General features: G+C 62.7%; 23 protein-coding genes. 8 read left to right on the top strand and 15 right to left on the bottom strand.

Features of this window, described 5'->3' with window-relative positions:
- Positions 1-7: 7 nt before the first annotated feature.
- The gene (gene pcaC / locus ACMGGN_RS17135) at positions 8-406 is read left to right on the top strand and encodes a 4-carboxymuconolactone decarboxylase (RefSeq protein ID WP_012312942.1); all 399 of its coding nucleotides are present in this window, start codon (positions 8-10) and stop codon (positions 404-406) included.
- 124 nt (positions 407-530) lie between these two features.
- Here pcaC and ACMGGN_RS17130 read toward each other — a convergent pair whose 3' ends face one another.
- The 5 genes from ACMGGN_RS17130 to ttgA all read right to left on the bottom strand — a co-directional run bounded on the left by ACMGGN_RS17130 (position 531) and on the right by ttgA (position 8,470).
- Positions 531-1,043: a DUF962 domain-containing protein gene (locus tag ACMGGN_RS17130; RefSeq protein ID WP_012312943.1), complete on the bottom strand. Its 513-nt coding sequence runs from the start codon at positions 1,041-1,043 to the stop codon at positions 531-533.
- Positions 1,044-1,198: 155 nt separating this feature from the next.
- Positions 1,199-2,452, bottom strand: coding sequence for an OprD family porin (locus ACMGGN_RS17125; protein ID WP_115273675.1), 1,254 nt, complete (start codon positions 2,450-2,452; stop codon positions 1,199-1,201).
- Between the two features lie 256 nt (positions 2,453-2,708).
- Entirely contained in the window at positions 2,709-4,163 is a 1,455-nt protein-coding gene (locus tag ACMGGN_RS17120; RefSeq protein WP_046784917.1) for an AdeC/AdeK/OprM family multidrug efflux complex outer membrane factor, read from the bottom strand.
- A complete protein-coding gene (gene ttgB, locus ACMGGN_RS17115) occupies positions 4,160-7,312 on the bottom strand; it encodes a multidrug efflux RND transporter permease subunit TtgB (RefSeq protein WP_046784918.1) in 3,153 nt (1,050 codons plus the stop codon). Before ttgB ends, ACMGGN_RS17120 begins: the two co-directional genes overlap by 4 nt.
- A gap of 3 nt (positions 7,313-7,315) precedes the next feature.
- A complete protein-coding gene (gene ttgA, locus ACMGGN_RS17110) occupies positions 7,316-8,470 on the bottom strand; it encodes a toluene efflux RND transporter periplasmic adaptor subunit TtgA (protein WP_012312947.1) in 1,155 nt (384 codons plus the stop codon).
- A 255-nt stretch (positions 8,471-8,725) separates the two neighbouring features.
- Between ttgA and ttgR the strand changes: the two genes are divergently transcribed.
- Positions 8,726-9,358, top strand: a complete 633-nt coding sequence (gene ttgR, locus ACMGGN_RS17105; protein WP_046784920.1) for an efflux transport transcriptional regulator TtgR — start codon at positions 8,726-8,728, stop codon at positions 9,356-9,358.
- A 71-nt stretch (positions 9,359-9,429) separates the two neighbouring features.
- On the opposite strand, the gene ACMGGN_RS17100 is transcribed toward ttgR, so the two are convergent.
- A complete protein-coding gene (locus ACMGGN_RS17100; protein ID WP_119688339.1) occupies positions 9,430-10,881 on the bottom strand; it encodes an MDR family MFS transporter in 1,452 nt (483 codons plus the stop codon).
- A 383-nt stretch (positions 10,882-11,264) separates the two neighbouring features.
- On the opposite strand from ACMGGN_RS17100, the gene ACMGGN_RS17095 reads away from it, so the two are divergent.
- Positions 11,265-12,134, top strand: a complete 870-nt coding sequence (locus ACMGGN_RS17095; RefSeq protein WP_046784922.1) for an isocitrate lyase/PEP mutase family protein — start codon at positions 11,265-11,267, stop codon at positions 12,132-12,134.
- 20 nt (positions 12,135-12,154) lie between these two features.
- Here the strand turns inward: ACMGGN_RS17095 and ACMGGN_RS17090 are convergent, their stop codons facing one another.
- Both ACMGGN_RS17090 and ACMGGN_RS17085 read right to left on the bottom strand, forming a co-directional pair.
- Complete coding sequence (locus ACMGGN_RS17090) at positions 12,155-12,295, bottom strand: hypothetical protein (RefSeq protein ID WP_172655287.1); 141 nt, start codon at positions 12,293-12,295, stop codon at positions 12,155-12,157.
- Positions 12,296-12,421: 126 nt separating this feature from the next.
- A complete protein-coding gene (locus ACMGGN_RS17085; RefSeq protein ID WP_115273676.1) occupies positions 12,422-13,330 on the bottom strand; it encodes a LysR family transcriptional regulator in 909 nt (302 codons plus the stop codon).
- 104 nt (positions 13,331-13,434) lie between these two features.
- Here ACMGGN_RS17085 and ACMGGN_RS17080 point away from each other — a divergent pair, with 104 nt between their 5' ends.
- Together ACMGGN_RS17080 and ACMGGN_RS17075 are read left to right on the top strand one after the other, a co-directional pair.
- The gene (locus tag ACMGGN_RS17080; RefSeq protein ID WP_115273677.1) at positions 13,435-14,310 is read left to right on the top strand and encodes an MBL fold metallo-hydrolase; all 876 of its coding nucleotides are present in this window, start codon (positions 13,435-13,437) and stop codon (positions 14,308-14,310) included.
- A gap of 27 nt (positions 14,311-14,337) precedes the next feature.
- A complete protein-coding gene (locus tag ACMGGN_RS17075) occupies positions 14,338-14,952 on the top strand; it encodes an NAD(P)-dependent oxidoreductase (protein ID WP_115273678.1) in 615 nt (204 codons plus the stop codon).
- On the opposite strand, the gene ACMGGN_RS17070 is transcribed toward ACMGGN_RS17075, so the two are convergent.
- Complete coding sequence (locus ACMGGN_RS17070) at positions 14,946-15,824, bottom strand: LysR substrate-binding domain-containing protein (protein ID WP_119688340.1); 879 nt, start codon at positions 15,822-15,824, stop codon at positions 14,946-14,948. The genes ACMGGN_RS17075 and ACMGGN_RS17070 overlap by 7 nt on opposite strands.
- Before the next feature lie 113 nt (positions 15,825-15,937).
- Here ACMGGN_RS17070 and ACMGGN_RS17065 point away from each other — a divergent pair, with 113 nt between their 5' ends.
- Complete coding sequence (locus ACMGGN_RS17065; RefSeq protein WP_125924253.1) at positions 15,938-17,575, top strand: 5-guanidino-2-oxopentanoate decarboxylase; 1,638 nt, start codon at positions 15,938-15,940, stop codon at positions 17,573-17,575.
- Between the two features lie 12 nt (positions 17,576-17,587).
- Here the strand turns inward: ACMGGN_RS17065 and ACMGGN_RS17060 are convergent, their stop codons facing one another.
- Positions 17,588-18,508 (bottom strand): AraC family transcriptional regulator, encoded by a 921-nt coding sequence (locus ACMGGN_RS17060; RefSeq protein WP_039604874.1) that lies wholly within the window; start codon positions 18,506-18,508, stop codon positions 17,588-17,590.
- A gap of 202 nt (positions 18,509-18,710) precedes the next feature.
- Here ACMGGN_RS17060 and ACMGGN_RS17055 point away from each other — a divergent pair, with 202 nt between their 5' ends.
- Both ACMGGN_RS17055 and ACMGGN_RS17050 read left to right on the top strand, forming a co-directional pair.
- Positions 18,711-19,004: a putative quinol monooxygenase gene (locus tag ACMGGN_RS17055; protein ID WP_012312958.1), complete on the top strand. Its 294-nt coding sequence runs from the start codon at positions 18,711-18,713 to the stop codon at positions 19,002-19,004.
- Between the two features lie 56 nt (positions 19,005-19,060).
- Positions 19,061-19,294: a hypothetical protein gene (locus ACMGGN_RS17050; protein ID WP_115275480.1), complete on the top strand. Its 234-nt coding sequence runs from the start codon at positions 19,061-19,063 to the stop codon at positions 19,292-19,294.
- Here ACMGGN_RS17050 and ACMGGN_RS17045 read toward each other — a convergent pair whose 3' ends face one another.
- The 5 genes from ACMGGN_RS17045 to ACMGGN_RS17025 all read right to left on the bottom strand — a co-directional run bounded on the left by ACMGGN_RS17045 (position 19,295) and on the right by ACMGGN_RS17025 (position 25,374).
- Positions 19,295-19,900, bottom strand: a complete 606-nt coding sequence (locus ACMGGN_RS17045) for a flavin reductase family protein (RefSeq protein WP_125924252.1) — start codon at positions 19,898-19,900, stop codon at positions 19,295-19,297.
- A gap of 116 nt (positions 19,901-20,016) precedes the next feature.
- The gene (locus ACMGGN_RS17040; protein WP_115273681.1) at positions 20,017-20,304 is read right to left on the bottom strand and encodes a hypothetical protein; all 288 of its coding nucleotides are present in this window, start codon (positions 20,302-20,304) and stop codon (positions 20,017-20,019) included.
- A gap of 387 nt (positions 20,305-20,691) precedes the next feature.
- Complete coding sequence (locus tag ACMGGN_RS17035) at positions 20,692-22,011, bottom strand: MFS transporter (RefSeq protein WP_046784965.1); 1,320 nt, start codon at positions 22,009-22,011, stop codon at positions 20,692-20,694.
- 277 nt (positions 22,012-22,288) lie between these two features.
- A complete protein-coding gene (locus ACMGGN_RS17030; RefSeq protein WP_046784929.1) occupies positions 22,289-23,623 on the bottom strand; it encodes a sigma-54-dependent transcriptional regulator in 1,335 nt (444 codons plus the stop codon).
- Entirely contained in the window at positions 23,617-25,374 is a 1,758-nt protein-coding gene (locus ACMGGN_RS17025; protein ID WP_174142067.1) for an ATP-binding protein, read from the bottom strand. The genes ACMGGN_RS17030 and ACMGGN_RS17025 overlap by 7 nt, the downstream gene beginning before the upstream one ends.
- Positions 25,375-25,409: the final 35 nt, after the last annotated feature.

Here is a 25,409-nt window from a genome sequence, read left to right as displayed (position 1 = left end):
ATCTGCCATGGATGAGAAACAACGTTACGACGCCGGCATGCAAGTACGCCGCGCAGTACTCGGCGATGCCCACGTGGATCGCAGTCTGGAGAAACTCAACGACTTCAATGGCGAGTTCCAGGAAATGATCACTCGCCATGCCTGGGGTGATATCTGGACCCGCCCAGGCCTGCCAAGGCACACGCGTAGCCTGATCACCATCGCCATGCTGATCGGCATGAACCGCAACGATGAACTCAAGCTGCACCTGCGCGCGGCGGCCAACAACGGCGTGACCCGTGAAGAGATCAAGGAAGTGCTGATGCAGAGCGCTATCTACTGTGGTATTCCGGCAGCCAATGCCACCTTCCACCTGGCAGAATCGGTGTGGGATGAGTTAGGTGTAGAGTCTCGTCAACAGTCGTGAAGCTCACGCACCTGTAGGAGCGGCCTTGTGTCGCGAAAGGGCTGCGAAGCGGCCCCAGGATGGTTGCAGCGTCGCTGAAATTGATGGGGCCGCTTCGCAGCCCTTTCGCGACACAAGGCCGCTCCTACGCAGAGCGCAGCGCCACCGGCCCGGCATTGGCCTCAACTGCATGCTTGAGCGCCGGGCACATTCCCAGCATGAACGCCGCCTCCGCCACCACGAACAGCGGCCCGATGATCAGCCCGCTGATATCGTCGACGAACGCCGGCTTGCGGCCTTCGTAGTAATGCCCGACGAACTGGATGATCCAGCCCACCACAAATGCCCCTGCCCCAGCACTGAGCCACAGCGCGGTGCTTTGCAGCGCCAGTGCCTGGCCAACCCACAGGCACAGCCCCAGCAGCAAGCCCATCACCAGCCCGAAACGCAGGTCCAGGCGCAGGTAGAACCACACCGACGCTGCCGCTGCCAGCAGGGCAGGGGAAAGCCAGACCCCGGCGACGTCCCAGCCCGGGCGCGACAGCAGGATGGTCACGGCCAGCACGATCAGCGGAATGCCGACGAAGTGGGTAGCGATATTGCGTGGGTCGCGGTGGTAGCTGGCGTATTGGCTCAGGTGTTCAACGAGGTTTTTCATTGTTGTTCCTCCCTGGGTGGCCTGTTTGCATGGTGTAGCCTGTGCCGCACTGTTGGCGGGCACAGGCCACTCATACTGCTCAGGATAGCCTGTGGCGCACCACCATCATCAGCTTAGCGAATGGTGGCAGTGCGCATGGCTGATGGCCGGTGAGATCACAACAGGTTCAACGGATAACTCACGATCAAGCGGTTCTCATCGAACGCGTTGGTGCTGAAGTCCCTGCGCATGGTGGAGTTGCGCCATTTCACCGAAAGGTCCTTGAATGACCCCGACTGCACCACGTAGGCCAGTTCGGTTTCCCGCGCCCATTCCTTGCCGTCGTCGATGCTGCCAGAGGTGACATTGTCGCCCTTGATGTAGCGGTTCATCAGGGTCAGGCCGGGGATACCGACGGTGACGAAGTTGAAGTCATGGCGCACCTGCCAGGAACGTTCCTTGGCATTGTCGAAGCTGGAGTTGTAGCTGTCGTTGGCCAGGGTGCCGCCGCTGGTGCCGTTGACCCGCAACCAGGCATCGTCGCCACTGACTTTCTGCAGGCCGACGTAGAAGGTGTTGCCCTTGTAGCGTGCCGAGAGCATGGCCGAGGCCGTGCGGTTGTCGAGCTGGCCTGCGCGTTCGGCCCCGTCTTCTTTGCCGATGAAATAGCCGAGGTTGGCGCCCAGGGTCCATTCGCTCAGCGGCTGGCTATGCACCAGGTTGATGTATTGCTGACGGTAGATGTCCTTGAGCTGGGCATCCCACAGGCCGATCATCGTGCGCTTGTCGTTGAAGGTATATTCGCCACCGCCGAAGTTGAAACGATCGGAGGTGAACGCCGCCCGCCCATTGAGCGACATGTCTTCCATGCTGGCGTCGTTGCGCGGGCTGTTGGCGCGGAACTGACCCGCGTACAGGGTCAGGCCCTCGATTTCTTTCGAGGTGAGCTGGCCGCCGCGGAAGGTCTGCGGCAGCGAGCGGCCGTCATCCGAGCGCAGAATCGGCAGCACTGGCATCCATTCGCCTACTTTCAGTTCGGTCTGCGACAGCTTGGCTTTCAGTGCAACGCCCAGGCGGCCGAAGTCGTCGGCGGGCCGGCCGTCATCGTGGACCGGTAGCAGGTTGGTATTGGTGGTGCCCTTACCGCCGTCGAGCTTGACCGAATACATGCCCAGTACATCCACGCCGAAACCTACGACGCCCTGGGTGAAGCCGGAGCGGGCATCGAGGATGAAGCTTTGCGTCCATTCCTCTCCCTTGGCTTGGGAGTGAGCCGGGTCGACAAAGTTGCGGTTGATGTAGAAGTTGCGCAGGTTGAGGGTGGCCTTGGCGTCCTCCATGAAACCGCCTTCGGCGGCCAATGCGGGGAGGGCACAGGACATGGCCAACAGGCCGGGCAGCAGCTGGCGTGCGGGGTGCGAAATGCTCATCTGTCGTGGATCTCTTGTTTTTATTGGCGAACCGGTGCGCTGCAGAGTGCAGCCTGCAGGGCGGGTCTTTTTGTCAAATTGGCAACGTGTTGCTGGAGAGGATGGTGCGGGGAGGGCAGCAGTGAGGCAATTCGTCGCAAGCGGAAGCGGGCGATAATCGAACGGAATGTTCCAGTTGGTTAATTATTTGTCAGGCAGCGTTGTGCGCAACAAAAAACCCACCGCGAGGGGTGGGTTTTTGTGTTTACCTGAACAGTCAGCTCTTCGGTGTTGCCGCCGATGCCTGCTGATTGGCCTGCCCGGTCTGCTCGTACCAGCCACCGCCGAGCGCTTTGTACAGGTTGACCTCGCTGGTCAGCTGCGACAGGCGATCGGTGATCAGCGACTGCTGTGCACTGAACAGGTTGCGCTGGGCGTCGAGGAAGGTCAGGTTGCTGTCGATACCGATGCGGTAACGGCGTTCGGCCAGGCGGTAGTAATCCTGGTTCGCCTGCACCAGGTCACGTTGCGCCTGCAACTGCTCTTCGAAGGTCTTGCGTGCCGCCAGGCCATCGGAGACTTCCTGGAAGGCGGTCTGGATGGTCTTTTCATACTTGGCGACGTTGATGTCCTTCTGGATCTTCGAGTAGTCCAGGCTCGCCTTCAGACTGCCGGCGTTGAAGATCGGCAGGTTGATCTGCGGCTGGAACAGCCAGGTCCCCGAACCACCTTTGAACAGCCCGTCCATGTCCGGGCTCAGGGTGCCGGCGTTGGCGGTCAGGCTGATGCTCGGGAAGAACGCTGCTCGCGCTGCGCCAATGTTGGCGTTGGCGGCCTTGAGCAGGTGCTCGGCTTCCTGGATGTCCGGGCGGCGCTGGAGGATGTCCGACGGCAGGCCAGCCGGCACTTCCGCCAGCTGGTCGGCATCGAGCTCCAGCGGCTTGGGCAGGTTGGCCGGGATGCCGGTACCCACCAGCACGGCCAGGCTGTTGAGGTCCTGGGCGACAAGGCGCTGATACTGCGAATACTTGACCCGTGCCCCTTCCACGGCGGTGCGCGCCTGGCTGAGGTCGAGCGCCGAAGCTACACCGACTTCGTTGCTGCGGCGGGTCAGGTTGTAGCTTTCCTCGTAGGTCTTGAGCGTCTCTTCGGTCAGCTTGAACAGTGCCTGGTCGGCCTGCCAGGTGTAGTAGGCGTTGGCCACGCTGGCCACCAGGGCGATCTGCGTGGAGCGACGCGCCTGCTCACTGGACAGGTAGGTTTCCAGGGCCTGCTCGGTCAGGCTGCGTACGCGGCCGAACAGGTCCAGCTCGTAGGCGCTGACGCCCAGCGTGGCCGAGTACTGGCTGGTGATGTTGGCCTCACCGGTTGTCGACAGGTCCGCCGGGACGCGCTGGCGGCTGCCGCTGCCGGTGGCTGAAACCGCCGGGAACAGGTCGGCGCGCTGGATGCGGTACTGCGCGCGGTAGGCGTCGAGGTTCAGTGCCGCCACGCGCAGGTCACGGTTGTTCACCAGCGAAGTCTGGATCAACTGCTGCAGTGCCGGGTCGTGGAAGAACTGGCGCCAGCCCTGTTCGGCGGCGGCCACGTCGGCCGACTCGGTCGGCGAGTACGCAGGGCCTTGCGGCCACTGCGCTGCCACCGGTGCTTCCGGCGTCTGGTAATCAGGGATCAGCGAGCAGCCGCCGAGAATGAAAGCGGTTACCGCCAGGGACAACAAAGACTTGGTCATTGCCCAGCCTCATAACGTGGAGTTTCAGGGGTGGCGTCCTGTTCCGGCTTTTTGCTGCCGAACAGCGACGACACTGCGACGAAGAACAGCGGTACCCAGAAGATGGCCAGCACGGTCGCACTGATCATGCCGCCGATTACCCCGGTACCGATGGCATGCTGGCTGCCCGCGCCAGCGCCGCTGGAAATGGTCAACGGTACCACGCCGAGGATGAATGCCAGCGAGGTCATGATGATCGGGCGCAGACGCATGCGGCATGCCTCGATCGCTGCGTCATACAGGCTCTTGCCTTGTTCGTGCAGTTCCTTGGCGAATTCCACGATCAGGATCGCGTTCTTCGCCGCCAGGCCGATGGTGGTCAACAGGCCTACCAGGAAGTACACGTCATTGGACAGGCCGCGCAGGCTGGTGGCGATCAGCGCACCGATGATGCCCAGTGGAACGACCAGCACGACGGCGATCGGGATCGACCAGCTTTCATACAGTGCTGCCAGGCACAGGAACACGAACAGGACCGAGAGCGCGAACAGTGCCGGCATCTGCGAGCCGGAGAGCTTTTCCTCGTAGGACATGCCGGTCCAGGAGTAGCCGATGCCGTCCGGCAGTTCGCCAGCGATCCGCTCCACCTCAGCCATGGCTTCACCGGTACTGTAGCCTGGTGCCGGTGCACCGAGAATCTCCATTGCCTCAACGCCGTTGTAGCGCGACAGCTTGGGCGAACCGTAGGTCCATTCACCGGTGGCGAAGGAGGAGAACGGTACCATCTCGCCTGCACCGTTGCGCACGTACCACTTCTGCAGGTCTTCCGGGCTCATCCGGGCGTTTGGTTCACCCTGGATGTACACCTTCTTGACCCGGCCGCGGTCGATGAAGTCGTTGACGTAGCTGGCACCCAAGGCAATCGACAGGGTGTTGTTGATGTCGGAGATGGTCACGCCCAGGGCGCTGGCACGTTCGTCATCAATGGTCAGCTGGTACTGCGGCTCGTCGTTCAGGCCGTTCGGACGCACGGCGCTGAGCACCTTGCTCTGGGCAGCCTTGGCCAGGAACTGGTTGCGCGCCTCCATGAGTTTCGCATGGCCGACGCCACCACGATCCTGCAGGAATACGTCGAAGCCGGTGGCGTTACCCAACTCCAGTACCGCAGGCGGAGCAAAGGCGAACACCATCGCATCACGGAAGCTGAAGAAGTGCTGCTGGGCACGCTCGGCCAGGCCGAACACGCTGTTCTCCTTGGAGCGTTCGTCCCACGGCTTGAGCATGATGAACGCCATGCCCGAGCTTTGCCCGCGACCGGCGAAGTTGAAGCCGTTGACGGTGAACACCGACGACACGGTATCGGCTTCGTCCTCGAGCAGGTACTCACGCATCTGGTCAATCACCACCTGGGTGCGCTCGGCACTGGAACCGGCCGGTGTCTGCACCTGGGCGAACAGTACGCCCTGGTCTTCCTCGGGCAGGAACGCGGTAGGGATGCGGGCGAACAGCCAGATCATGCCGACGACGATCAAGGCGTAGCCCAGCAGGAACGGCACCTTGTTGCGCAGGATGGTACCCACGCTGCGCTCGTAGCCGTTCACGCTGCGGTCGAAGTTGCGGTTGAACCAGCCGAAGAAGCCACCTTTGGCCACATGGTGCTCGCCCTTTTTAAGCGGCTTGAGCATGGTGGCGCACAGCGCCGGGGTGAAGATCAGTGCCACCAGCACCGACAGGCCCATGGCCGAGACGATGGTGATGGAGAATTGCCGGTAGATCACACCCGTGGAACCGCCGAAGAAGGCCATCGGCAGCAGCACTGCCGACAGCACCAGGGCGATACCCACCAGCGCGCCCTGGATCTGCTCCATCGACCGCTTGGTCGCCTCTTTGGGCGGCAAGCCTTCCTCGGACATGACCCGTTCGACGTTCTCCACCACGACGATGGCGTCGTCCACCAGCAAGCCGATGGCCAGGACCATGGCGAACATGGTCAGGGTGTTGATGCTGAAGCCCGCGGCGGCAAGGATGCCGAAGGTGCCCAGCAATACCACCGGTACGGTCATGGTGGTAATGATGGTGGCGCGGAAGTTCTGCAGGAACAGGTACATCACCAGGAATACCAGGACCACGGCTTCGATCAGGGTGTGTATGACCCCGCTGATCGATTCGGTGACCACCGGCGTGGTGTCATACGGGAACACCGCCTTGACCCCTGGCGGGAAGAACGGCTCCAGGTCGCTGATGGTCTTGCGCAGGGCCGTGGCGGTATCCAGGGCGTTGGCGCCGGTCGCCAGCTTGACCGCAAGGCCCGAGGCCGGCTTGCCGTTGAACTGGGCGCTGATGGCGTAGTTTTCGCCGCCCAGGCCGACCTGGGCAACATCGCGCAAGCGAACCTGCGAGCCATCGCTGTTGACCTTGAGCAGGATATTTTCGAACTGCTCGGCGGTCTGCAGGCGAGTCTTGCCGATGATGGTGGCGTTCAGCTGGGTGCCGGGTATGGCAGGCAGGCCGCCGAGCTGGCCGGACGACACCTGCACGTTCTGCGCGGCGACCGCGGTCTTGACGTCGACCGGAGTCAGCTGGAACTTGTTCAGCTTGGCCGGATCGAGCCAGATACGCATGGCGTACTGTGCACCGAACACCTGGAAGTCACCGACACCTGCCGTGCGCGAAATCGAGTCCTGCATGTTGGAAACGATGTAGTTGGCAAGGTCATCCTTGGTCATGCTGCCGTCTTCGGACACCAGGCCGATCACCATCAGGAAGTTCTTCACTGCCTTGGTGACGCGGATACCTTGCTGCTGTACTTCCTGCGGCAGCAGTGGGGTGGCCAGGTTCAGCTTGTTCTGTACCTGAACCTGCGCGGTATCAGGGTTGGTGCCCTGCTCGAAGGTGGCGGTGATGGTCATGCTGCCGTCGGAGTTGCTCTCCGAGGACACATAACGCAGGTTGTCGATACCGTTGAGCTGCTGCTCGATCACCTGCACCACGGTGTCCTGCACGGTTTGCGCCGAGGCGCCCGGGTAGGTCACGGAGATGGCGATGGCCGGCGGCGCGATGCTTGGGTACTGGTTGATCGGCAGCTTCAGGATCGACAAAGCGCCGACCAGCATGATCACCAAGGCGATCACCCAGGCGAAGATCGGGCGATCGATAAAGAACTTCGACATGGTTTACTCCGCTTTGGCGTCTGCTTTGGCCGCGCTGGCCTGATCAGGGCTGCCCGGTTTCTTGACGTTGGTGGCATCGCTGACCTTGACCTCGACACCCGGGCGCACGTACTGCAGGCCCTCGGTGATCAGGCGGTCGCCCGGGTTCAGGCCTTCTTCGATCAGCCAGTCGCTACCCAGGGTGCGGCTGGCCTTGAGCTGGCGCAGTTCGACCTTGTTCTCCTGGTTGACTACCAGCGCGGTCGGTGCACCCTTGAGGTCACGGGTCACGCCTTGCTGCGGGGCCAGGATGGCATTGCTGTTGACCCCGGCCTTGAGCCGCGCGTGCACGAACATGCCGGGCAGCAGGGTGTGATCAGGGTTGGGGAAGATGGCGCGCAAGGTCACCGAACCTGTGGTCTCGTCGACCGCCACTTCGGAGAACTCCAGGCGACCTTCCTGCTTGAACAGGCTGCCGTCTTCCAGCACCAGCTGGACGGACGCGGCGTTGTCGCCGGACTTCTGCAGCTGGCCGCTTTCCAGGTCACGGCGCAGCTTGAGCAGCTCGGCGGTGGACTGGGTGACATCGACGTAGATCGGGTCGAGTTGCTGGATGGTGGCCATGGCATTGGTCTGGCCATTGCTCACCAGCGCACCTTCAGTGAACGACGAGCGACCGATACGACCGCTGATCGGCGCCAGTACCTTGGTATAGCGCAGGTCGATCTGGGCACTTTTGAGCGCTGCCTCGGCCTGCAATCGTTTGGCATTGGCGTCGTCGTATTCCTGCTTGGACACCGCCTGTTCGTCTATCAGCTGCTTGTAGCGCTCGGCCAGCGAGCGGGTAGCCTGGAGGTTGGCCTGGGCGTTGGCCAGGGTGGCCTCGTATACGGCAGGGTCGATCTGGTACAGCTGCTGACCGGCCTTGACGTCGCTGCCTTCCTTGAACAGGCGCTTGAGAATGATGCCATTGACCTGAGGGCGCACTTCGGCCACGCGATAGGCGCTGGTGCGCCCCGGCAGCTCGGACGTCAGGGTGAAGGCTTGGGGCTGGATTGTCACGACGCCGACCAGAGGAGCCTGTGCTGCGGGCGCGGCTTCTTCTTTCTTACAGCCACTTAGCAGAGTTGCCAGGGCGACGGCGGAAACCAGAGCGGTAACGGCTGGCTTGAATTGCATGAGGATCCTCGGGTCGCTAGAGCAGGGAGACGCTCAAGAGTAATGGAAGAGTCTTGTCAGAAAAAATGCTATCAGGTGGATAAATAGCTTACTAACGAATATACTTACATTCATGGTTGTTTGTAAATACCGTTGGGTAGTACTTGGCTACTATCCGGCCCCTTGATTAGCCCATCCGGAGGCACCCTTCAGAGGTGACCCCGGCGGATTCCCCGCAAGCAACGTGCCTGCGGGCCCAGATGAGGTTGTACTGCCATGGTCCGTCGAACCAAAGAAGAAGCCCAGGAAACCCGAACCCAGATCATCGAGGCGGCGGAAAAGGCTTTCTACAAGCGTGGGGTTGCGCGAACCACCCTGGCTGACATCGCCGAACTGGCGGGCGTGACCCGCGGTGCTATCTACTGGCATTTCAACAATAAGGCGGAGTTGGTGCAGGCGCTGCTCGACAGCCTGCACGAAACCCATGACCACTTGGCGCGTGCCAGTGAAAGCGAGGACGAACTGGACCCACTCGGCTGCATGCGCAAGCTGCTGCTGCAAGTGTTCAACGGGCTGGTGCTCGACGCCCGGACCCGGCGTATCAATGAGATCTTGCATCACAAGTGCGAGTTCACCGATGACATGTGTGAAATTCGCCAGCAGCGCCAAAGTGCGGTGCTGGATTGCCATGAGGGCATTACCCTAGCGTTGGCCAATGCCGTGCGCCGTGAGCAGTTGCCGGCCGGGCTGGATGTAGAACGGGCAGCCGTGGCCCTGTTTGCCTATGTCGATGGCCTGATCGGGCGCTGGTTGCTACTGCCAGACAGCGTCGATCTGCTGCGCGATGCCGAAAAATGGGTGGACACCGGGCTGGATATGCTGCGCTGGAGCCCTGCCTTGCGCAATTGACACTTTGTTAAGGATTGTGAGGGAGTGTTTTCCCTGAGCATTAAGGGATGATTAAAACCTAAGGTGCTCCCCTAGCGCCCACGCAACTGCCGGTCCGGCAATGCCACTGCCGCCACCAGCCCCAGCAGCGCCACCGTGGCGCTGCCCAGCAACAGGTGCCTGAAGGTTTCCAGCAATCGTGCCTGGGTTGCAGGATCCGCTTCCCCAGCCTGCAGGCTCCCCAGCAACGGATTACCCGCCAATTCGAACCCCCCCTGATGCAGCAGTGCCAGCAGTACGCTGGACATGCAGGCCACGCCCATGGCGCCGCCAAGTGAGCGGAACAGATTGGTCGTGCTGGTGGCCACGCCGATGTCCTTGCTATCCACAGCGCTCTGGGTGCCTACCAGCGATGTCGGGAACTGCAGCCCACAGGCGATGCCTGTGAACAACATGAAAAGCGCACTGAGAACGCCCGACTGCGGTGGGGTGATGGCCATGGCGAAGATCGCCACCGGCATCAGCAACGCACCGGCGAGGATCTGCGGCTTGTAGCGGCCAGTGAAGCTGGTCATGCGCCCGCCGGTGAATGCACCGATGGGCAGGCCGATGGCCAAGGGCAGCAGGTGCAGCGCGGCGCTGTCGGCCCCGGCCCCGGTGATGCCCTGGTAGCGCAGGGGCATCAGCATGGTCAGAGAGATCGATTGGAAACTGGCGAAGAAAATCACCGCCCAGCACAGCACGGCCACCCGGTTGCCGAACAGCCCCAGTGGCAGCAACGGTTCCTGGCAACGACGTTCATGCCCGATGAACAAGGCTGTGCCAAGCCCGGCACAGGCGAACAGGGCCATCACGGCAGGCGCAGTCCAGGCGTGGCCCTGGCCGACCAGGGTAATGCCCAGCAGCAGGCTGCCCAGGCCAATGATCAACAACACCGCCCCCACATAGTCCACCTGGGCCTGACGGCGTTGCACGGGCATGCCCTCCAGGGCGCGGTGGATGGCCCACAGGGCGGCCAGGCCCAAGGGCAGGTTGATCCAGAACACCCAGCGCCACGACAGGTATTCGGTCAGCCAGCCACCCAGTACCGGCCCGGCCACGCTGGCTGCGGCATACATGCTGCTGAAATAGCCCTGGTAGCGGCCACGCTCCCGGGGTGGTACGAAGTCGCCAATGATCGCCTGGCTCACCGAAACCATGCCGCCCGCACCGATACCCTGCAGCACCCGCGCCAGCACTAGCTGCTGCATGTCCTGGGCCAGGGCGCAGGCGATGGAGGCCAGGGTGAACAGGCTGATGCCGGTAAGGATCATGCGGCGGCGCCCATACAGGTCCCCCAGCTTGCCGTAGATCGGCACTGCCACGGTCATCGCCACCATGTAGCCCGATATCACCCAGGCCAGCAGCCCGACGTCATTGAACCGGGCGGAGATGGCAGGCAGTGAAACGGCGACGATGGTCTGGTCGAGGGCGCCAAGGAAGATGGCCAGCATCAACGCGGTGAGGACGCTGCGCAGGGCGGTCGGGGGCAGTGCGGCGGTCACGGAGGGGCACCTTGTTTGAAAGACAGCAGTGGCTTTGCTGGCCCACGAGCGGGCCGGCACCAATACCGCGATTGTAACCTGACTTAGGTAGCTACCTATGTACTATCAGCATCGCCCATGCAAGATCGGCATTGGCGCATTCATCCAGTGCTGCATGGCTGCGTGATATCGTGCATGGACCGCAGAGCCTTGAATCCGCGGGTCGCACCAGCTTGGTGCAGCATGATGTCGCAGGATTCCAGTGCCGCTGTATCCCACACCTTTTATTCCTCTGCCTGCATGTCGAGCATGAGCGCCCCGATGGCGACGGTTGGAACAGGTCAGGTAGACCCGATTCAGGGGTCGGTAGCAACCGTTCAATTTCACGTATAAGCGGAGTGATCATGCCCAAGGCTTCCCATCAAGATCTGCGTTTTGCCTTCCGCGAGCTGCTCGCTTCAGGTTCCTGCTATCACACGGCCTCCGTGTTCGACCCGATGTCGGCGCGTATTGCCGCTGACCTGGGCTTCGAAGTCGGCATTCTCGGCGGGTCGGTCGCCTCGCTGCAGGTGCTGGCCGCACCAGACTTCGCCCTTATCACACTGAGTGAGTTCGTCGAGCAGGCTACCCGCATCGGCCGTGTGGCCCAGCTGCCGGTGCTCGCCGATGCCGACCACGGTTATGGCAATGCGCTGAACGTCATGCGCACGGTCATCGAACTGGAACGCGCCGGTGTGGCTGCGCTCACTATCGAAGACACGCTGCTGCCGGCCCAGTTCGGGCGCAAGTCCACCGACCTGATCCCGGTCGAAGAGGGCGTTGGCAAGATCCGTGCGGCGCTGGAGGCCCGGGTCGACTCGTCGCTCTCGATCATCGCCCGCACTAACGCCGGCGTGCTCAGCACCGAAGAAATCATCGTGCGCACCCAGAGCTACCAGAAGGCCGGTGCCGATGCTATCTGCATGGTGGGTGTCAAAGACTTCGAGCAACTGGAGCAGATCGCCGAGCACCTCAGCGTGCCGCTGATGCTGGTGACCTATGCCAACCCGAACCTGCGCGACGATGAGCGCCTGGCACGCCTTGGCGTACGGATAGTGGTCGATGGCCATGCCGCCTACTTTGCCGCGATCAAGGCCACTTATGACTGCCTGCGCCTGCAGCGCGGCCAGCAGAACAAGTCGGAAAACCTCACGGCCACCGAGCTGTCGCACACCTACACCCAGCCTGAGGACTATATCCGCTGGGCCAAGGAATACATGAGCGTCGACGAGTGATCGGCATTGCGCCGTTCGGCTCAGCGGACGGCGCTCAAGGTGGCGGTGTGCGGCACGCAGTGCGCCTGCTCGCAACTGGCTGCCGCGTTGGGCTGGCTGCGTAGCAGCTCGGCGCGCCAGCAGGCGGAGCCGTACAGCCCGGCGACTGCAGTCAATGCCATGACAAGGGCGACTCTTCTTGATTTGATGCCCATGGTGCTCACCTCCTGTTGCCAAAACAGGTGATACCTCAAGCATAGGTCAATCACAGGTGGACGCTTGACGCAACAGCCCGGTTGCGCGGCAGTTCACAACAAATCTTTATCCCACTCCGGTTCGTCCCTGAACCGCTGCGCCAGAAAATCCAGCATGCTGCGCAAGGTCGCCGGCATATGCTTGCGTGATGTGTACACCGCATTCAGGTTCAGCTCCTGCGGGCGTGCATCAGGCAGCAGGCGCACCAGTTCGCCTGTACGCAGGGCCGCGGCAGCCTGGTAAGTCGGCAGCATGGCGACCCCCGCACCGGCCAGTGCCGCCTTCTGCAGGGTCATGGCCTCGTTGGCACTGATATTACCTTCGACCGGGACAGTGATCGGCTGGCCGCCCACTTCGAAATGCCAGACGCTGTGGCCGAAGTAGGCATGAGTAAGGCAATTGTGCTGGCTCAGTTCCTCGACCCGTTGCGGGGTGCCATGCTCATGCAAGTAGGCGGGTGCCGCGCAGACGACTGAGCGGCATACAGTGAGGCGCCGGGCGATGAGGTTCGGGTCCAGGTCGTTGCTGGTGCGGATGGCCAGGTCGATGCGCTCGTCCACCAGGTTGACCGTGCGATCAAGCATCTGCAGCTCGACTCTCACCCCAGGGTAGCGGCGCACATACGCGGCTACCGCATCCACCAGTTGTGCCTGGCCGAATGAGGTACTGACGCTGATGCGCAGGGCGCCACGGGGCGCATCCGCCGGTTGCTGCACGGCGGCCTGCAGGTCGCCGGCCAGTTCCAGCAGATGCCGGCAGCGGGGCAGGGTCTCCAGGCCAGCGGCGGTCAGGCTCAATTTGCGCGTGGTGCGCTGCATCAAGCGCGCGCCAACCCAGTCCTCCAGCTCGGCGAGGTAGCGCGAGACCACCGGGCGGGACAGCTGCAGTTGATCGGCCGCCGCCGACTGGCTGCCCAGGTCGACGACGGTGACAAAAACGCGCATCGCGTTCAGACGGTCCATGATTTGCCCGATTTCAGAAACAAACTATGTTCGAGCATCGCATTTTTTGTCATGGATCGGGCAACTAAGCTGTTGATCATTCTTCTCGCGGACGGTCACAGAGCATGTCGATATTCACTCCCTTGCGCAGCCTGGTGCTGGCATGTGTCGCCTTGGCTGGCCAGGCCCAGGCTGCCGAGCCGTTGCAACTGGACATTTACAACCCAGGCCATGAGGCCATCTTCCCGGTCAGCTCGGTAATCGTCAGTGGCGAAAAGGACGCCATCCTGGTCGACGCCCAGTTCGGCAAGGCCCAGGCCGAACAGCTGGCGCAACGCCTGCGTGCTGGCGGCAAACACCTGACGACCATCTACATCAGCCATGGCGACCCGGACTACTACTTCGGCCTCGACACCCTGACCCAGGCCTTCCCTGAGGCCAGCGTGGTTGCTTCGGCCGACACCGTTGCCCATATCCGCCAGACCATGGATGCCAAGCTGGCTTACTGGGGCCCGCAGATGGGCTCCGACAAACCGGCGCGGCTGGTGGTGCCACAGGTGCTCGATGGCAATCGCCTGATGCTGGAGGGGCAGCCGCTCGAAGTCATGGGGCTGGATGGCCCGCAACCTGAGCGCAGTTTTGTCTGGATTCCGTCGATCAAGGCGGTGGTGGGTGGGGTGGTGGTCTCCGAAAACATCCATGTCTGGATGGCCGATACCCAGTCAGCCAAGTCGCATGCGGATTGGCTTGGCACGCTCAAGCACATCGAGCAGCTGGCACCGCGTACTGTCGTGGCCGGCCACTACTTGGGGCAGAGCGATCATTCGCTCGATGCCGTGCATTTCACGGCGAGCTACATCCAGGCGTTCGATGTTGAAGCGGCCAAGGCCAAAGACGCCGATGGGCTGATCGGCGCAATGAAGAAGCGTTACCCGGGCCTGGCCGACGAGAGCTCGCTGGAGCTCGGTGCCAAGGTCGCCAAGGGCGAGATGAAGTGGTAATTCCATTCAACTGAAGGAGTGTTCCTCATGAGCAAGATCGCAATCATCGGTGCTACTGGCCGCGCTGGCAGCCAACTGCTGGAAGAGGCGTTGCGCCGCGGGCACAGTGTGCTCGCCATTGCCCGCGACCCTTCGACACTGCAGGGGCGCGCGGGCGTGACCGTGCAGGCGCTCGACGTCAAGGACAGCGCGGCGCTGCACAAGGCGCTGGCGGGTGTGGATGCGGTGCTGAGCGCTGCGCGTTTTTCGACCATCGAGCCGCATGCGATCATCGAGCCGGTCAAGCGTGCGGGCGTCAAACGCCTGTTGGTGGTCGGGGGCGCCGGCAGCCTGCTGTTGCCTTCCGGGCATCGGGTCATCGACAGCCCGGACTTTCCCGAGGCTTACAAGGCCGAGGCCAGCGCCGGTGTACGCTTTCTTGAGGTGCTGCGCCAGGAACAGAACCTGGACTGGACCTTCCTGTCGCCGTCGGCTGAGTTCGTCGAAGGGGAGCGGACAGGGCATTACACCTTGGGCAAGGACCACCTGCTGATCGGCGCCGATGGCAAGAGCTGGATTACCTTTGCCGACTACGCCATTGCCATGCTCGATGAACTGGAGAAACCGGCGCATTCGCGGCAGCGTTTTACCGTCGGTTACTGAGCCTCGGCACGGCCCTCCAGCCAGTCCATCAGCTCGGCCAACCCTGCTGGCAAGCTTTTGGACTGGCAGGCCAGGTAATAGGCTTTGCCGGTGGTCACCTTCAACCCGAAGGGCATGCACAAACGCCCGCCGCGCAGGTCATCGCCAATCAATGCCCAATCGCCAATGGCAACCCCAGTGCCCTGGGATGCCATGGCCATGGCCATGTCCAGCGTCTCGAAGTGCTGCTTCGGCCCGTGCAGGTCGAGTGACGCACCGGCCGCTTGCAGCCACAGGCGCCAGTCATGCTCATCCCGCGATGGGTGCAGCAGCATATGGCGCGCCAGGTCCTCGACCTGCTTCAGTGGCAAAGGCCCAGCCAGTAACGATGGCGCGCAGACGGGCGTGAGTTGCTCATCGAACAGCTTGCGCACCCGCAGCCCATGATTGGGCAAGCTGCCATAGACCACCGCCGCATCGAACCCTTCGCGCCGAAAATCCACGCCATGTTGCACCGTGGTGGTCAGCTCTACCGGCACATCCGGGCGCAGTGCCTGCCATTCCATCAGGCGCGGCAACAGCCAGCGCATCACGCAGGTCGGCGCCTTGAGCTGCAAGGTCGTGCTGCGCCCGCCCACCTCGCGCACACCCTGTTCGATCAAGGCGAACACCTGTTGCACGCGCGGCAGCCAGTCCTGGCCTTCACGCGTCAGGCTCAGGCCGCGGGCCTGGCGTTGGAACAGGGCATACCCCAGGTGCTCTTCGAGCCCGGCGATCTGCCGGCTGACGGCGCCCTGGGTGATATGCAACTGCTGTGCGGCACGGGTGAAGTTGCAGTGCTGAGCGGTGATCAGGAAGGTGTGCAGAGCGGAAAGCGGTGGAAGGCGTTTCATCGCGCAAGCCATGATTACAGGACATGGCTAGTATGTGTTTTTTTGCCTTGTGGCGATAGCTGTGCGTTGGGTCCAATGAGCGCAGATTCCAACAAGATCCAAGGTGAAACGCGATGGCTACCTGCGGCGAAGTACTGGTCAAACTCCTCGAAGGCTATGGCGTAGACCATGTCTTCGGCATCCCCGGCGTACATACAGTGGAACTCTACCGAGGGTTGGCGGGCTCGTCCATCCGCCATATCACACCGCGTCATGAGCAAGGCGCCGGGTTCATGGCTGACGGCTATGCGCGTACGCGTGGCAAGCCGGGTGTATGTTTCATCATCACCGGCCCTGGGATGACCAACATCACCACCGCGATGGGCCAGGCCTACGCCGATTCGATCCCGATGCTGGTGATTTCCAGCGTGCAATCGCGCAGCCAGCTGGGTGGTGGCCGTGGCAAGCTGCACGAGCTGCCCAACCAAAGCGCCCTGGTGGCTGGGGTGGCCGCCTTCTCGCAAACCTTGATGAGCGCTGATGACTTGCCACAGGTACTGGCGCGCGCGTTTGCCGTGTTCGATGGCGCCCGGCCGCGTCCGGTGCATATCGAGATTCCGCTGGACGTGCTGGTCGAGCCTGCTGACCATCTGCTACCGGGCCGCCCTGTACGCAGTAGCCGCGCGGGCGCCGCGCCGCAGGCTGTGGCACTGATGGCCGAACGCCTGGCCAAGGCGCGCAAGCCTTTGATCCTGGCAGGCGGCGGTGCTTTGGCTGCTGGCCCTGCGCTTGCGCGCATGGCCGAGTACCTGCAGGCCCCTGTGGCTCTGACCATCAATGCAAAGGGCCTGCTGCCCTCTGACCATCCGTTGCAGATCGGGTCGACCCAGTCGCTGGTCGCCACCCGTGCGCTGGTGGCTGAGGCTGATGTAGTGCTGGCGATTGGCACCGAGCTGGCTGAAACTGACTACGACGTGACGTTCAAGGGCGGCTTTGAAATCCCCGGGGCACTGCTGCGCATCGACATCGACCCGGACCAGACCGTGCGCAATTACCTGCCGGAGCTGGCGCTGGTCGCCGATGCCGAGCTGGCAGCACAGGCATTGCTCGATGCCTTGCACGACCTGCCCCAGCCTGCCCGCGATGGCACGTGGGGGGCGGCACGCGCGCAGCGCCTGCGCACGTCACTGAACGCTACCTGGGACCAGCCAACCCTGAGCCAGACCCGCCTGCTGACCAGCATTCTGGAACGCTTGCCCAACGCCATCCTGGTGGGCGATTCGACTCAACCTGTGTACACCGGCAACCTGACCCTGGATATGGATCAGCCACGCCGCTGGTTCAATGCCTCGACCGGTTACGGCACCTTGGGTTATGCACTGCCGGCGGCGATGGGGGCGTGGCTGGGCAGCGCCGAGCAACCGGCCACGCGTGCCCCGGCAGTGTGCCTGATCGGGGACGGTGGGCTGCAGTTCACCCTGCCGGAGCTGGCCAGTGCGGTGGAGGCGCAGGTGCCGTTGATCGTGCTGCTGTGGAATAACCAGGGCTATGAAGAGATCAAGAAATACATGGTCAATCGTGCCATCGAGCCGGTAGGGGTCGATATCCATACCCCGGATTTCATCGGCGTGGCACGTGCGTTGGGGGCTGAAGCGGAACAGGTTGGCGATGTGCAGCAGTTGCAGGCGGCCCTGGGGCGGGCGGTGGAGCGTAAGGGGCCGACGTTGATCCAGGTCGATCAGAACCAGTGGCAGGCGGTGGTAGAAGGCTGATTGTGCACTCTATTACCCGGCACTGGCCCGCAAGCGCGCCACATCCCGGATCGGCGGCGCGCCATACAGCCGGCTGTACTCGCGGCTGAACTGTGATGGGCTTTCATAACCCACCCGATAACCCGCCACCGCTGCCTCGAGGCCATCGTTGAGCATCAGCCGGCGGGCCTCCTGCAGGCGCAACTGCTTCTGGTACTGCAAGGGGCTCATGGAGGTCACGGCTTTGAACCTGTGGTGCAAGGTTGACGTGCTGAGGTTGACCTCCCGAGCCAGGTCCTCGATGCGCAGCGGTTGCTGGTAATTCTGATTGAGCCAGGTGATGGCTTGGCACACCCGGTGCGTCTGGCTGTTGGCCAGGGCAATTTCATACAGGCGGTAACCCTGAGGGCCGCGCAACAGGCGATAGAGGATTTCCCGCCGGATCAGCGGCGCCAGCATGGCAATGTCCCGCGGGGCGTCCAGCAGGCGAATCAGGCGCAGCAGTGCGTCGAGCAGTTGCGGATCTGTCCTTTCCACATAGAGGCCGCGACCTGAGGGCAGATTGGGCACCAGCATCGGCCCGCTTTCGGCAATCAACTGGCTGATCTCGGCCGGGTCAAGGTCCAGACGCAGGCCCAGGCTGGGATTTTCCGGGCTGGCATCGAGCTTGGCACCGCTGAGCGGCAGGGTCACCGACACCACCATGTAATGCAGCGGGTCGTAGGCATACTGCTCGTCGCCCAGAAACAGGCTTTTGCTGCCTTGGGCGAGGACGCACAGGGCAGGCTGGGCCAGGGTTGGCACCGAGCGCACGTTCTCGGTGTAGCGCACCAGGTACAGATCATCGATGGCCGACGCGGGGCCGTGGGCTTCGCCGGCATGGCGCCCGATCAGCTCGGCCAGTTCCTGGCGCTGCACTTCCAGGGTCGGATCAATGGACGGGGCGGTGGTCATGATGGCTTTCCTCTGCTGACCGACGCAGCATAGGTTTGGGCAATGGCGGGCGCTAGTCCAAAGCTGCACGTCGATTGCCTGATCCTGCCGTGCGGCAGGATCAGGCAATCGACGTGCAGTAATGGCCTAACGCGCCGCGCGAGCGCGCCACTAACCTTGGCAGCCTGGTTTTCCCGTCCGTCTGCTCCAAGGAGATCGTGCAATGGCCCTTCTACAACCGGTCACCCATTTGGCTTTCATCCGTGCCAGCAGCGGTCGTTCGGCGGAGCTCGGCGCGCGCCTGCGGGACCTGCTTGAGCCTTCGCTGAGCGCGCCTGGCTGCCTGAGCTTTACCGTACAGCGTTCGCAGGCCGATGCCGATCTTTGGCTGCTCAGTGGGAGCTGGCGTGACCAACAGGCGATGACAGGTTATTTCGAGTCGCCGACCTTGCAGGTGTTTGGCGAACTGGTGCAGGCCCAGGTGGTCAGCAGCCTGGATCTGCATACCTTCGGTTGAATGCCATGCCGCGCAGGGTAAAATGCCGCCCCTCGATCAACGACGCGGATTGCAACATGGCACGTAAAGAATTCCCGCATTTCGAAGCGGTTTCGGCGATGGTCCCGGTGGAAGGCGGCGGCTACAACGCCGCTATCGCGGTCAAGGCGCTGGGCATGGGCGGTGCGCCGCGCTTTCACAAGGTGCTCGATGGCCAGGTGTTCAAGAGCGCCATGGCGGCCGATGAGGCCGCCTGCGCCGAACTCGAACGCCTCAAGGGCGTTGGTGAAGAAGGCGAGTTGGTCTGGTGATCAGGCCTGCGGCCTTCTCATCTTGAACAGGTTGCCCAGCTCGAAGTAGTCCGCCGGGCCACCGCCTCGCAAGATCGGCTCGGCGGCCGCGGTATCGTAGATACCGTCCTTGAGCAGGTGCTCAGCGATATGCACCGCCACCACCTCGCCGAGGATCAGCCAGCTCGGCACATGTTCCTGGTCGGCCCGCTTGAGCTGGACGATCTGGCTCACCTTGCATTCGAAAGCCACCGGGGTTTCGCCCACGCGGGGCACCTTCACCAGGCTCGACGGGGTTGCCGTCAACCCGCTCAAGTCGAACTCGTTCACCTCTGCCGGTACGGCTGCGCAGCTCTGGTTCATGGCTTCGGCCAGCGGGCGGGTGGCCAGGTTCCAGACGAACTCACCGGTCTGCTCGATATTGTTCAGGCTGTCTTTGCGCCCGACGCTGCAGAAACCGATGATCGGTGGGATGTAGTTGAAGGCGTTGAAGAAACTGTAGGGGGCGAGGTTCAAACGGCCTTCGCGGTCCTGGGATGAGATCCAGCCGATCGGGCGTGGGCCTACGATGGCATTGAACGGGTCGTGGGGCAGGCCGTGGCCTTTGGCGGGTTCGTAGTAGTACATCTGTCGGGCCTGTGGCCCTACCTCCAGAGGGGACGAGGCGCCTAGTGTGCCAAGCTTGTGCCCGCCTGGAAATGATCAAGCCCGACCGAGGCCGGGCTGGTTGCACGCATCAGGGATCAGCTGATGCGGTGGGCGTTGGTGCGGTCGAAGCCGTCTTCGGCGAAGCGTTGTGCGCCAGTGCGGTCGAAACCGTCTTCGGCGAAGCGTTGTGCGCCAGTGCGGTCGAAGCCGTCTTCGGCGAAGCGTTGTGCACCAGTGCGGTCGAAACCGTCTTCAGCGTAAGTGGCCGCTTGGCTCTGGGCCGCTGCGAAGCTGTGGGCGTTGGTGCGCTCGAAGCCATCTTCGGCGAAGGCGCCAGTGGCGAAAACCGAGAGGGCCAGGGTGAGGATCAGTTTGTTTTTCATGGTCGTTGCTCCGTTGGGTTCAAGAGGTTGTTTGTTTCTATGGGTCCAATGCTACGCCGATTAATTTGATTAAAAAGCGCAAAAATTGGCGTTAAATAATCGAATTATCAGATCATTTTGGGCGTACCGATTGTCACTTTGCACTGGGTACGGCCCGGCAACGCCAGGGATGCGTTGCGCAGTGCAATTGGGCTCTCCAGCCTACGCAGGATGCAGCAGCGGTATTAATTCGGGGTTAAGGCGGGGATTTGGTGGGCTGTCGGGTGAGTGTCAAGGGCGCCAGAACACTCAAACGATGCAACCAGCGACATCACAAAAGCTTTGCGAGCAACCAAAAAAGGGGCGCCCAGTTACTGGGGCGCCCCTTTTCAAACCGCAGGGTTACTGTCAGTCAGTCGTAATCCGCGAATGCTGCTTGGTGTCCTTCATGGTCGCGTACACCAACAGCGAACAAGCGATGCACGCCGTGACGTACCAGTAGAAACCGCTCTCCATCCCGGCGCTCTTGAACCACAGGGCTACGTATTCTGCGGTGCCGCCGAAGATCGAGACGGTCAGGGCGTAAGGCAGGCCAACACCCAGGGCGCGGATCTCGGTCGGGAACAGTTCGGCTTTGACCACGGCATTGATCGAGGTGTAACCGCTGACGATGATCAACGCAGCCATGATCAGGAAGAACGCGCCCCACCAGGACTCAATGGTGTGCAGGGTGCTGAGGATCGGCACGGTGAACAGGGTGCCCAGTACGCCGAAGGCGATCAGGATCGGGCGACGGCCGATCTTGTCCGACAGGCCGCCGATGATAGGCTGCAGGCACATGAACAGGAACAGTGTGGCCGCCGAAATGGTGGTCGAGTCACTGATGCTCATGCCAACGGTGTTGACCAGGTATTTCTGCATGTAGGTGGTGTAGGTGTAGAAGGCCAAAGTACCGCCCATGGTCAGGCCGACCACGGTCATCAGTTCCTTGGGGTGGCGCATCAGGGTGCGCATCAGGCTTTCCTTGGCCTTTTCCTTCTTGGTGAACGAGGCGGTTTCTTCCATGCCGCGGCGCAGGTACAGCGCGACCACCGCGCAGAGCGCGCCAATCACGAACGGTACGCGCCAGCCCCAGGCATACAGTTGCTCGGTGGTCAGCGTCTGCTGCAGAACGATCAGCACCGCCAGGGCGATGAGCTGACCGGAGATCAGGGTCACGTACTGGAAGCTGGAGAAGAAACCACGGCGCTCCTTGCTGGCCATTTCGCTGAGGTAGGTGGCCGAGGTGCCGTATTCACCCCCTACCGACAGGCCTTGCAGCAGGCGGGCGATGACCAGCAGGACCGGGGCGGCGACGCCGATGGTTTCGTAACCCGGGGTCAGGGCGATGACCAGAGAGCCGGCGCACATGAGCAGAACCGAGGCCATCAGCGCGGCCTTGCGCCCCTTGCGGTCGGCGTACAGGCCCATCAGCCAGCCACCGATCGGGCGCATGAGGAAGCCCACGGCAAAGATCGCGGCGGTGTTGAGCAGTTGTGCGGTGGAATCGCCGGCCGGGAAGAAGGCCTTGGCGAAATACAGCGAGAATGCGGCGTAGACGTACCAGTCGTACCATTCGACCATGTTGCCGATGGAACCGCTGAAAATCGACTTGAGGCGGCTGGCGGTGGTTCTTTCTGCGGCGGGCGCGACGGCTGCCCCGGTTGGCAGGGAGGTGGCGTTATCCATCAGGGATACCTTCTCGTTGTTTTTGTGGAGCGCGCCGAAGCGCAGCTTGCCAGCGAGATTGCAGAAGGTGTGCCAAACGGGTGCGTGGTGATTCATTTGAGGGCGCGTGGCGCCGTTCACGGAGCTGCAGCTTGCATGGAAGCCGCGCTGCCGCTGGCCGGCCGCGGTTTGCATCGGCCTGCGCCTGCACGTGATGAACTGCAGGGCAGGCTTAGGAAAAAGAGTAAAAGTAAGCGGATTTTTGCTTATTGAGATTAACCAATAGGCGGATTTCCGCTCATTCCCGCACGACGAAATCCTCGCGTACCAGCCCATGGCGCTGCATTTTTTCGTTGAGGGTGCGCCTGGGCAGTTGCAAGTCTTGCATCACGCCCTTGATCTCACCCTTGTGCAAGCGCAACGCCACACGCAGACATTGCGCCTCGAACGCCTCCATCTGCTCTACCAGGGATTGGCCTGCAGGCAAGCTGTCAAGGCTCGGCGAACCCAAGCCCAGCGCGTGGCGTTCGGCGGCATTGGCCAGTTCCCGCACGTTGCCCGGCCAGTCATGTGACAGCAGCTGCGCCAGTTGCGTACCCGACAACGGCGGGGCTGAGCGGCCGAGCTTCTGGGCTGCAGCGTGGGCGAAGTGTTCGAACAGCAGCGGGATGTCCTCGCGCCGCTCGCGCAACGGTGCCAGGCGCAGTTCGGCGACATTCAGGCGATAGGCCAGGTCTTCGCGAAAACGCCCGGCGCGTGCCTCTTCGAGCAGGTCGGGCTTGGTTGCGGCGATAATTCGCAGGTCGACGCTGATGCTCTGATTGGCCCCCAGCCTTTCCAGCTTCTGCTCCTGGATCACCCGCAGCAGCTTGGCCTGCTGGGCCAATGGCATGCTCTCGATTTCATCGAGAAACACCGTGCCGCCGTTGGCATATTCGAGCTTGCCGATGCGCTTGCCTTGGGCGCCGGTAAAGGCACCGCTTTCGTGGCCGAACAGTTCGGCTTCGAACAGCGACTCAGGGATGGCTGCACAGTTGAGCGCCACGAAGGGCTTGCCTGCACGCGGGCCGAAGTCGTGCAGGCAGCGCGCCACGCGCTCCTTGCCACTCCCGGTTTCGCCGCGAATCAGCACATTGACCGGCAGGCTGGCCAGGTCCAGCACCTGCCGACGCAATTGCTGCAGGCCTTGGGACATACCCAGAAGCGTGGATTCCAGGCGCGACTTGAGGTCTGCCTGCTCATGCAGGCGGCGGTTCTCCAGCACCAGCTGGCGCTTCTCCAGCGCGCGGCGCAGGCTCCCGAGCAGGTGCTGTGGCGTGAAGGGTTTTTCCAGGAAATCGTAGGCGCCGTTGCGCATGGCCTCGACCGCCATCGGCACATCGCCATGCCCGGTCAGAAGAATGACCGGCAGGTCCGGATCATCGGCCTGCAGGCGCTCGAGCAGCTGCAAGCCGCCCATGCCCGGCATGCGCACGTCACTGATGACAACCCCTGGAAAATGACAGGGCAACTGAGCCAGGCAGTCCTCGGCGCGGGCGAACAACTGCACGTTGAAACCGGACAGGTTCAACCATTGCTCGACGGCGCTGCGAATACTGGCTTCATCATCGACAACGATCACTGAATTCAACATGCAGGCTCCAGGTCGCGGGGCAGGGTAAGGCTCAGGCGCGCACCGCCTGGCAGGTTTTCGGCCTGTAACTGGCCGCCGGCTTCATGGATGATGCCATAGGAAATCGCCAGGCCCAGGCCGAGCCCTTCACCCACCGGTTTGGTGGTGAAGAAGGGGTCAAAAACCCTGGCCAGGTCGGTCTCGGCAATCCCGCCGCCAGAGTCGAGCACGCTCAGTCGCCATTGATCGTGCTCGGGTTCGATGCGGATTTCCAGGCGTTTGTAACGTTTGTCGGCCATGGCGTCGAGGGCGTTGCGCAGCAGGTTGATCAACACTTGCTCCAGGCGGATCGCATCACCGCGCACCCATGCCGGGCGCGCCAGGTAGAGGGCCACTTCGACCTCGTCGCTGCGGATGCGTGTGTCCAGCAGGTGCAGGGCCTGATCGACAACGGTCGCCAGGTCCAGCCGCTCGCGCAGGCCGACCGGGCTGTTACGGGCGAAGGTTTTCAGGTGGCTGGTGAGCGCGGCCATGCGCGTGAGCATCTGCTCCAGCGGCTCCAGGGCCTGGCGTGCCTCGTCGTAGCGGCCGTGATCGAGCAGCAGGCGCAGGGTTTCCAGTTGCATGCGCTGGGTCGTCAGCGGCTGGTTGATCTCGTGGGCCATGGCGGCTGACATCTGCCCCAGTGCGGCCAGTTTGGCCGACTGCACCAGGCCCTCCTGGGCGGTACGCAGCTCGCGGGTGCGCTCTTCGACCTGGCGCTTGAGCTCTTCACGGCTGCGCCGGCGCAAGCGGGCCAGGCGCAGGCGCTGGCTGACGAACAGTGCAGCGAACACCAGGCTCAGCCACGCGGCAGCTGCGCCCAGGGCTGCATTACGGCCATCAGCGGCCAGTTGTGGTTTGCGCAACAGGTGCAAGGTCCAGTCTTCACTTTCCAGCGGTAGGCTTTCCCACAGGTACTCGGCAGGCCCATCAGGCCCCTGCACGCGGCTGAGGGTGCTGTTGCTGGCGAAACGGGTCAGTACCTGATGCTGCAGCGGTACCAGCGGCTGCTTGTCGTACTGGCGGGTCTGGGCCAGCTCTGCCCGATCGGGCCCGCTGAGCGGTTGCAGCTCGCGGTAACGCCAGCCGTCCTGGTTGGCGATGAAGGTGATGCCGCGTGCGTCGCTGACCAGCAGGATGTCGCTGCCCTGGCGCCACTCGCGTTCAAGTTCGGGAAACTCCAGTTTCACCACCATGGCCCCGAGAAAGCGCCCTTGTTCGTCGGTGACTGCACTGGACAGGAAATACCCCGGCACGCCGCTGGTCACGCCCACGGCATAGAAGCGGCCGCTGCCCTGGCTGCGGGTTTGCTTGAAATACGGACGAAAGCCGTAGTTGGAACCTACGTAGGTGGTGGGCAAGCGCCAGTTGCTGGCCGCCACGGCCAGCCCGGTGTGGTCGAGCAGCTCCAGGGTGGAGGAATTGGCTGCACCATTTATTCGTTCGAGCTTGCGGTTGAGTGCGTCCTGTACCTGCTCGCTGATCGGGCCGCGCAGTGCCTGGATCAGTTCCGGGTCCAGCGCCAGGACGGCGGGCAGGGCGCGATAGCGTTCGATCAGGGTATGCAGCGACGTGGCGTACAGCCCCAACTGTTGGCTGGCGCGGCGGGCGTCATCCTCCATGGCTTGACGCTTGGCCTGCTGCATGGCCCAGCCCGCACTGAGCGCGGTGCCGGCCAGGATCAGCAGGGTGATCAGCCCCAAACGCAGGGCGCGAAAGGAAAATGGCATGGGGCGGGTCCGGATGAAGGAGTTGTCAGTACCGT

It is taken from the genome of Pseudomonas sp. BNK-30, assembly GCF_047456185.1.
In the GTDB taxonomy this organism is placed as follows: Bacteria; Pseudomonadota; Gammaproteobacteria; order Pseudomonadales; family Pseudomonadaceae; genus Aquipseudomonas; species Aquipseudomonas putida_E.
This window is presented reverse-complemented; position numbering and strand designations above follow the sequence as displayed.

Excerpts from the sequence above, each read along its gene's own strand:
- ACMGGN_RS17095 (WP_046784922.1), top strand. The coding sequence starts at position 11,265 with ATGCCCAAGGCTTCCCATCAAGATCTGCGTTTTGCCTTCCGCGAGCTG.
- ACMGGN_RS17025 (WP_174142067.1), bottom strand. The coding sequence starts at position 25,374 with ATGCCATTTTCCTTTCGCGCCCTGCGTTTGGGGCTGATCACCCTGCTG.
- ACMGGN_RS17035 (WP_046784965.1), bottom strand. The coding sequence starts at position 22,011 with ATGGATAACGCCACCTCCCTGCCAACCGGGGCAGCCGTCGCGCCCGCC.
- ACMGGN_RS17075 (WP_115273678.1), top strand. The coding sequence starts at position 14,338 with ATGAGCAAGATCGCAATCATCGGTGCTACTGGCCGCGCTGGCAGCCAA.
- ACMGGN_RS17125 (WP_115273675.1), bottom strand. The coding sequence starts at position 2,452 with ATGAGCATTTCGCACCCCGCACGCCAGCTGCTGCCCGGCCTGTTGGCC.
- ACMGGN_RS17085 (WP_115273676.1), bottom strand. The coding sequence starts at position 13,330 with ATGGACCGTCTGAACGCGATGCGCGTTTTTGTCACCGTCGTCGACCTG.
- ttgR (WP_046784920.1), top strand. The coding sequence starts at position 8,726 with ATGGTCCGTCGAACCAAAGAAGAAGCCCAGGAAACCCGAACCCAGATC.
- ACMGGN_RS17060 (WP_039604874.1), bottom strand. The coding sequence starts at position 18,508 with ATGACCACCGCCCCGTCCATTGATCCGACCCTGGAAGTGCAGCGCCAG.
- ACMGGN_RS17080 (WP_115273677.1), top strand. The coding sequence starts at position 13,435 with ATGTCGATATTCACTCCCTTGCGCAGCCTGGTGCTGGCATGTGTCGCC.
- ACMGGN_RS17070 (WP_119688340.1), bottom strand. The coding sequence starts at position 15,824 with ATGAAACGCCTTCCACCGCTTTCCGCTCTGCACACCTTCCTGATCACC.
- ttgA (WP_012312947.1), bottom strand. The coding sequence starts at position 8,470 with ATGCAATTCAAGCCAGCCGTTACCGCTCTGGTTTCCGCCGTCGCCCTG.
- ACMGGN_RS17120 (WP_046784917.1), bottom strand. The coding sequence starts at position 4,163 with ATGACCAAGTCTTTGTTGTCCCTGGCGGTAACCGCTTTCATTCTCGGC.
- ACMGGN_RS17040 (WP_115273681.1), bottom strand. The coding sequence starts at position 20,304 with ATGAAAAACAAACTGATCCTCACCCTGGCCCTCTCGGTTTTCGCCACT.
- ACMGGN_RS17030 (WP_046784929.1), bottom strand. The coding sequence starts at position 23,623 with ATGTTGAATTCAGTGATCGTTGTCGATGATGAAGCCAGTATTCGCAGC.
- ACMGGN_RS17050 (WP_115275480.1), top strand. The coding sequence starts at position 19,061 with ATGGCACGTAAAGAATTCCCGCATTTCGAAGCGGTTTCGGCGATGGTC.
- ttgB (WP_046784918.1), bottom strand. The coding sequence starts at position 7,312 with ATGTCGAAGTTCTTTATCGATCGCCCGATCTTCGCCTGGGTGATCGCC.
- ACMGGN_RS17130 (WP_012312943.1), bottom strand. The coding sequence starts at position 1,043 with ATGAAAAACCTCGTTGAACACCTGAGCCAATACGCCAGCTACCACCGC.
- ACMGGN_RS17055 (WP_012312958.1), top strand. The coding sequence starts at position 18,711 with ATGGCCCTTCTACAACCGGTCACCCATTTGGCTTTCATCCGTGCCAGC.
- ACMGGN_RS17090 (WP_172655287.1), bottom strand. The coding sequence starts at position 12,295 with ATGGCATTGACTGCAGTCGCCGGGCTGTACGGCTCCGCCTGCTGGCGC.
- pcaC (WP_012312942.1), top strand. The coding sequence starts at position 8 with ATGGATGAGAAACAACGTTACGACGCCGGCATGCAAGTACGCCGCGCA.
- ACMGGN_RS17065 (WP_125924253.1), top strand. The coding sequence starts at position 15,938 with ATGGCTACCTGCGGCGAAGTACTGGTCAAACTCCTCGAAGGCTATGGC.
- ACMGGN_RS17045 (WP_125924252.1), bottom strand. The coding sequence starts at position 19,900 with ATGTACTACTACGAACCCGCCAAAGGCCACGGCCTGCCCCACGACCCG.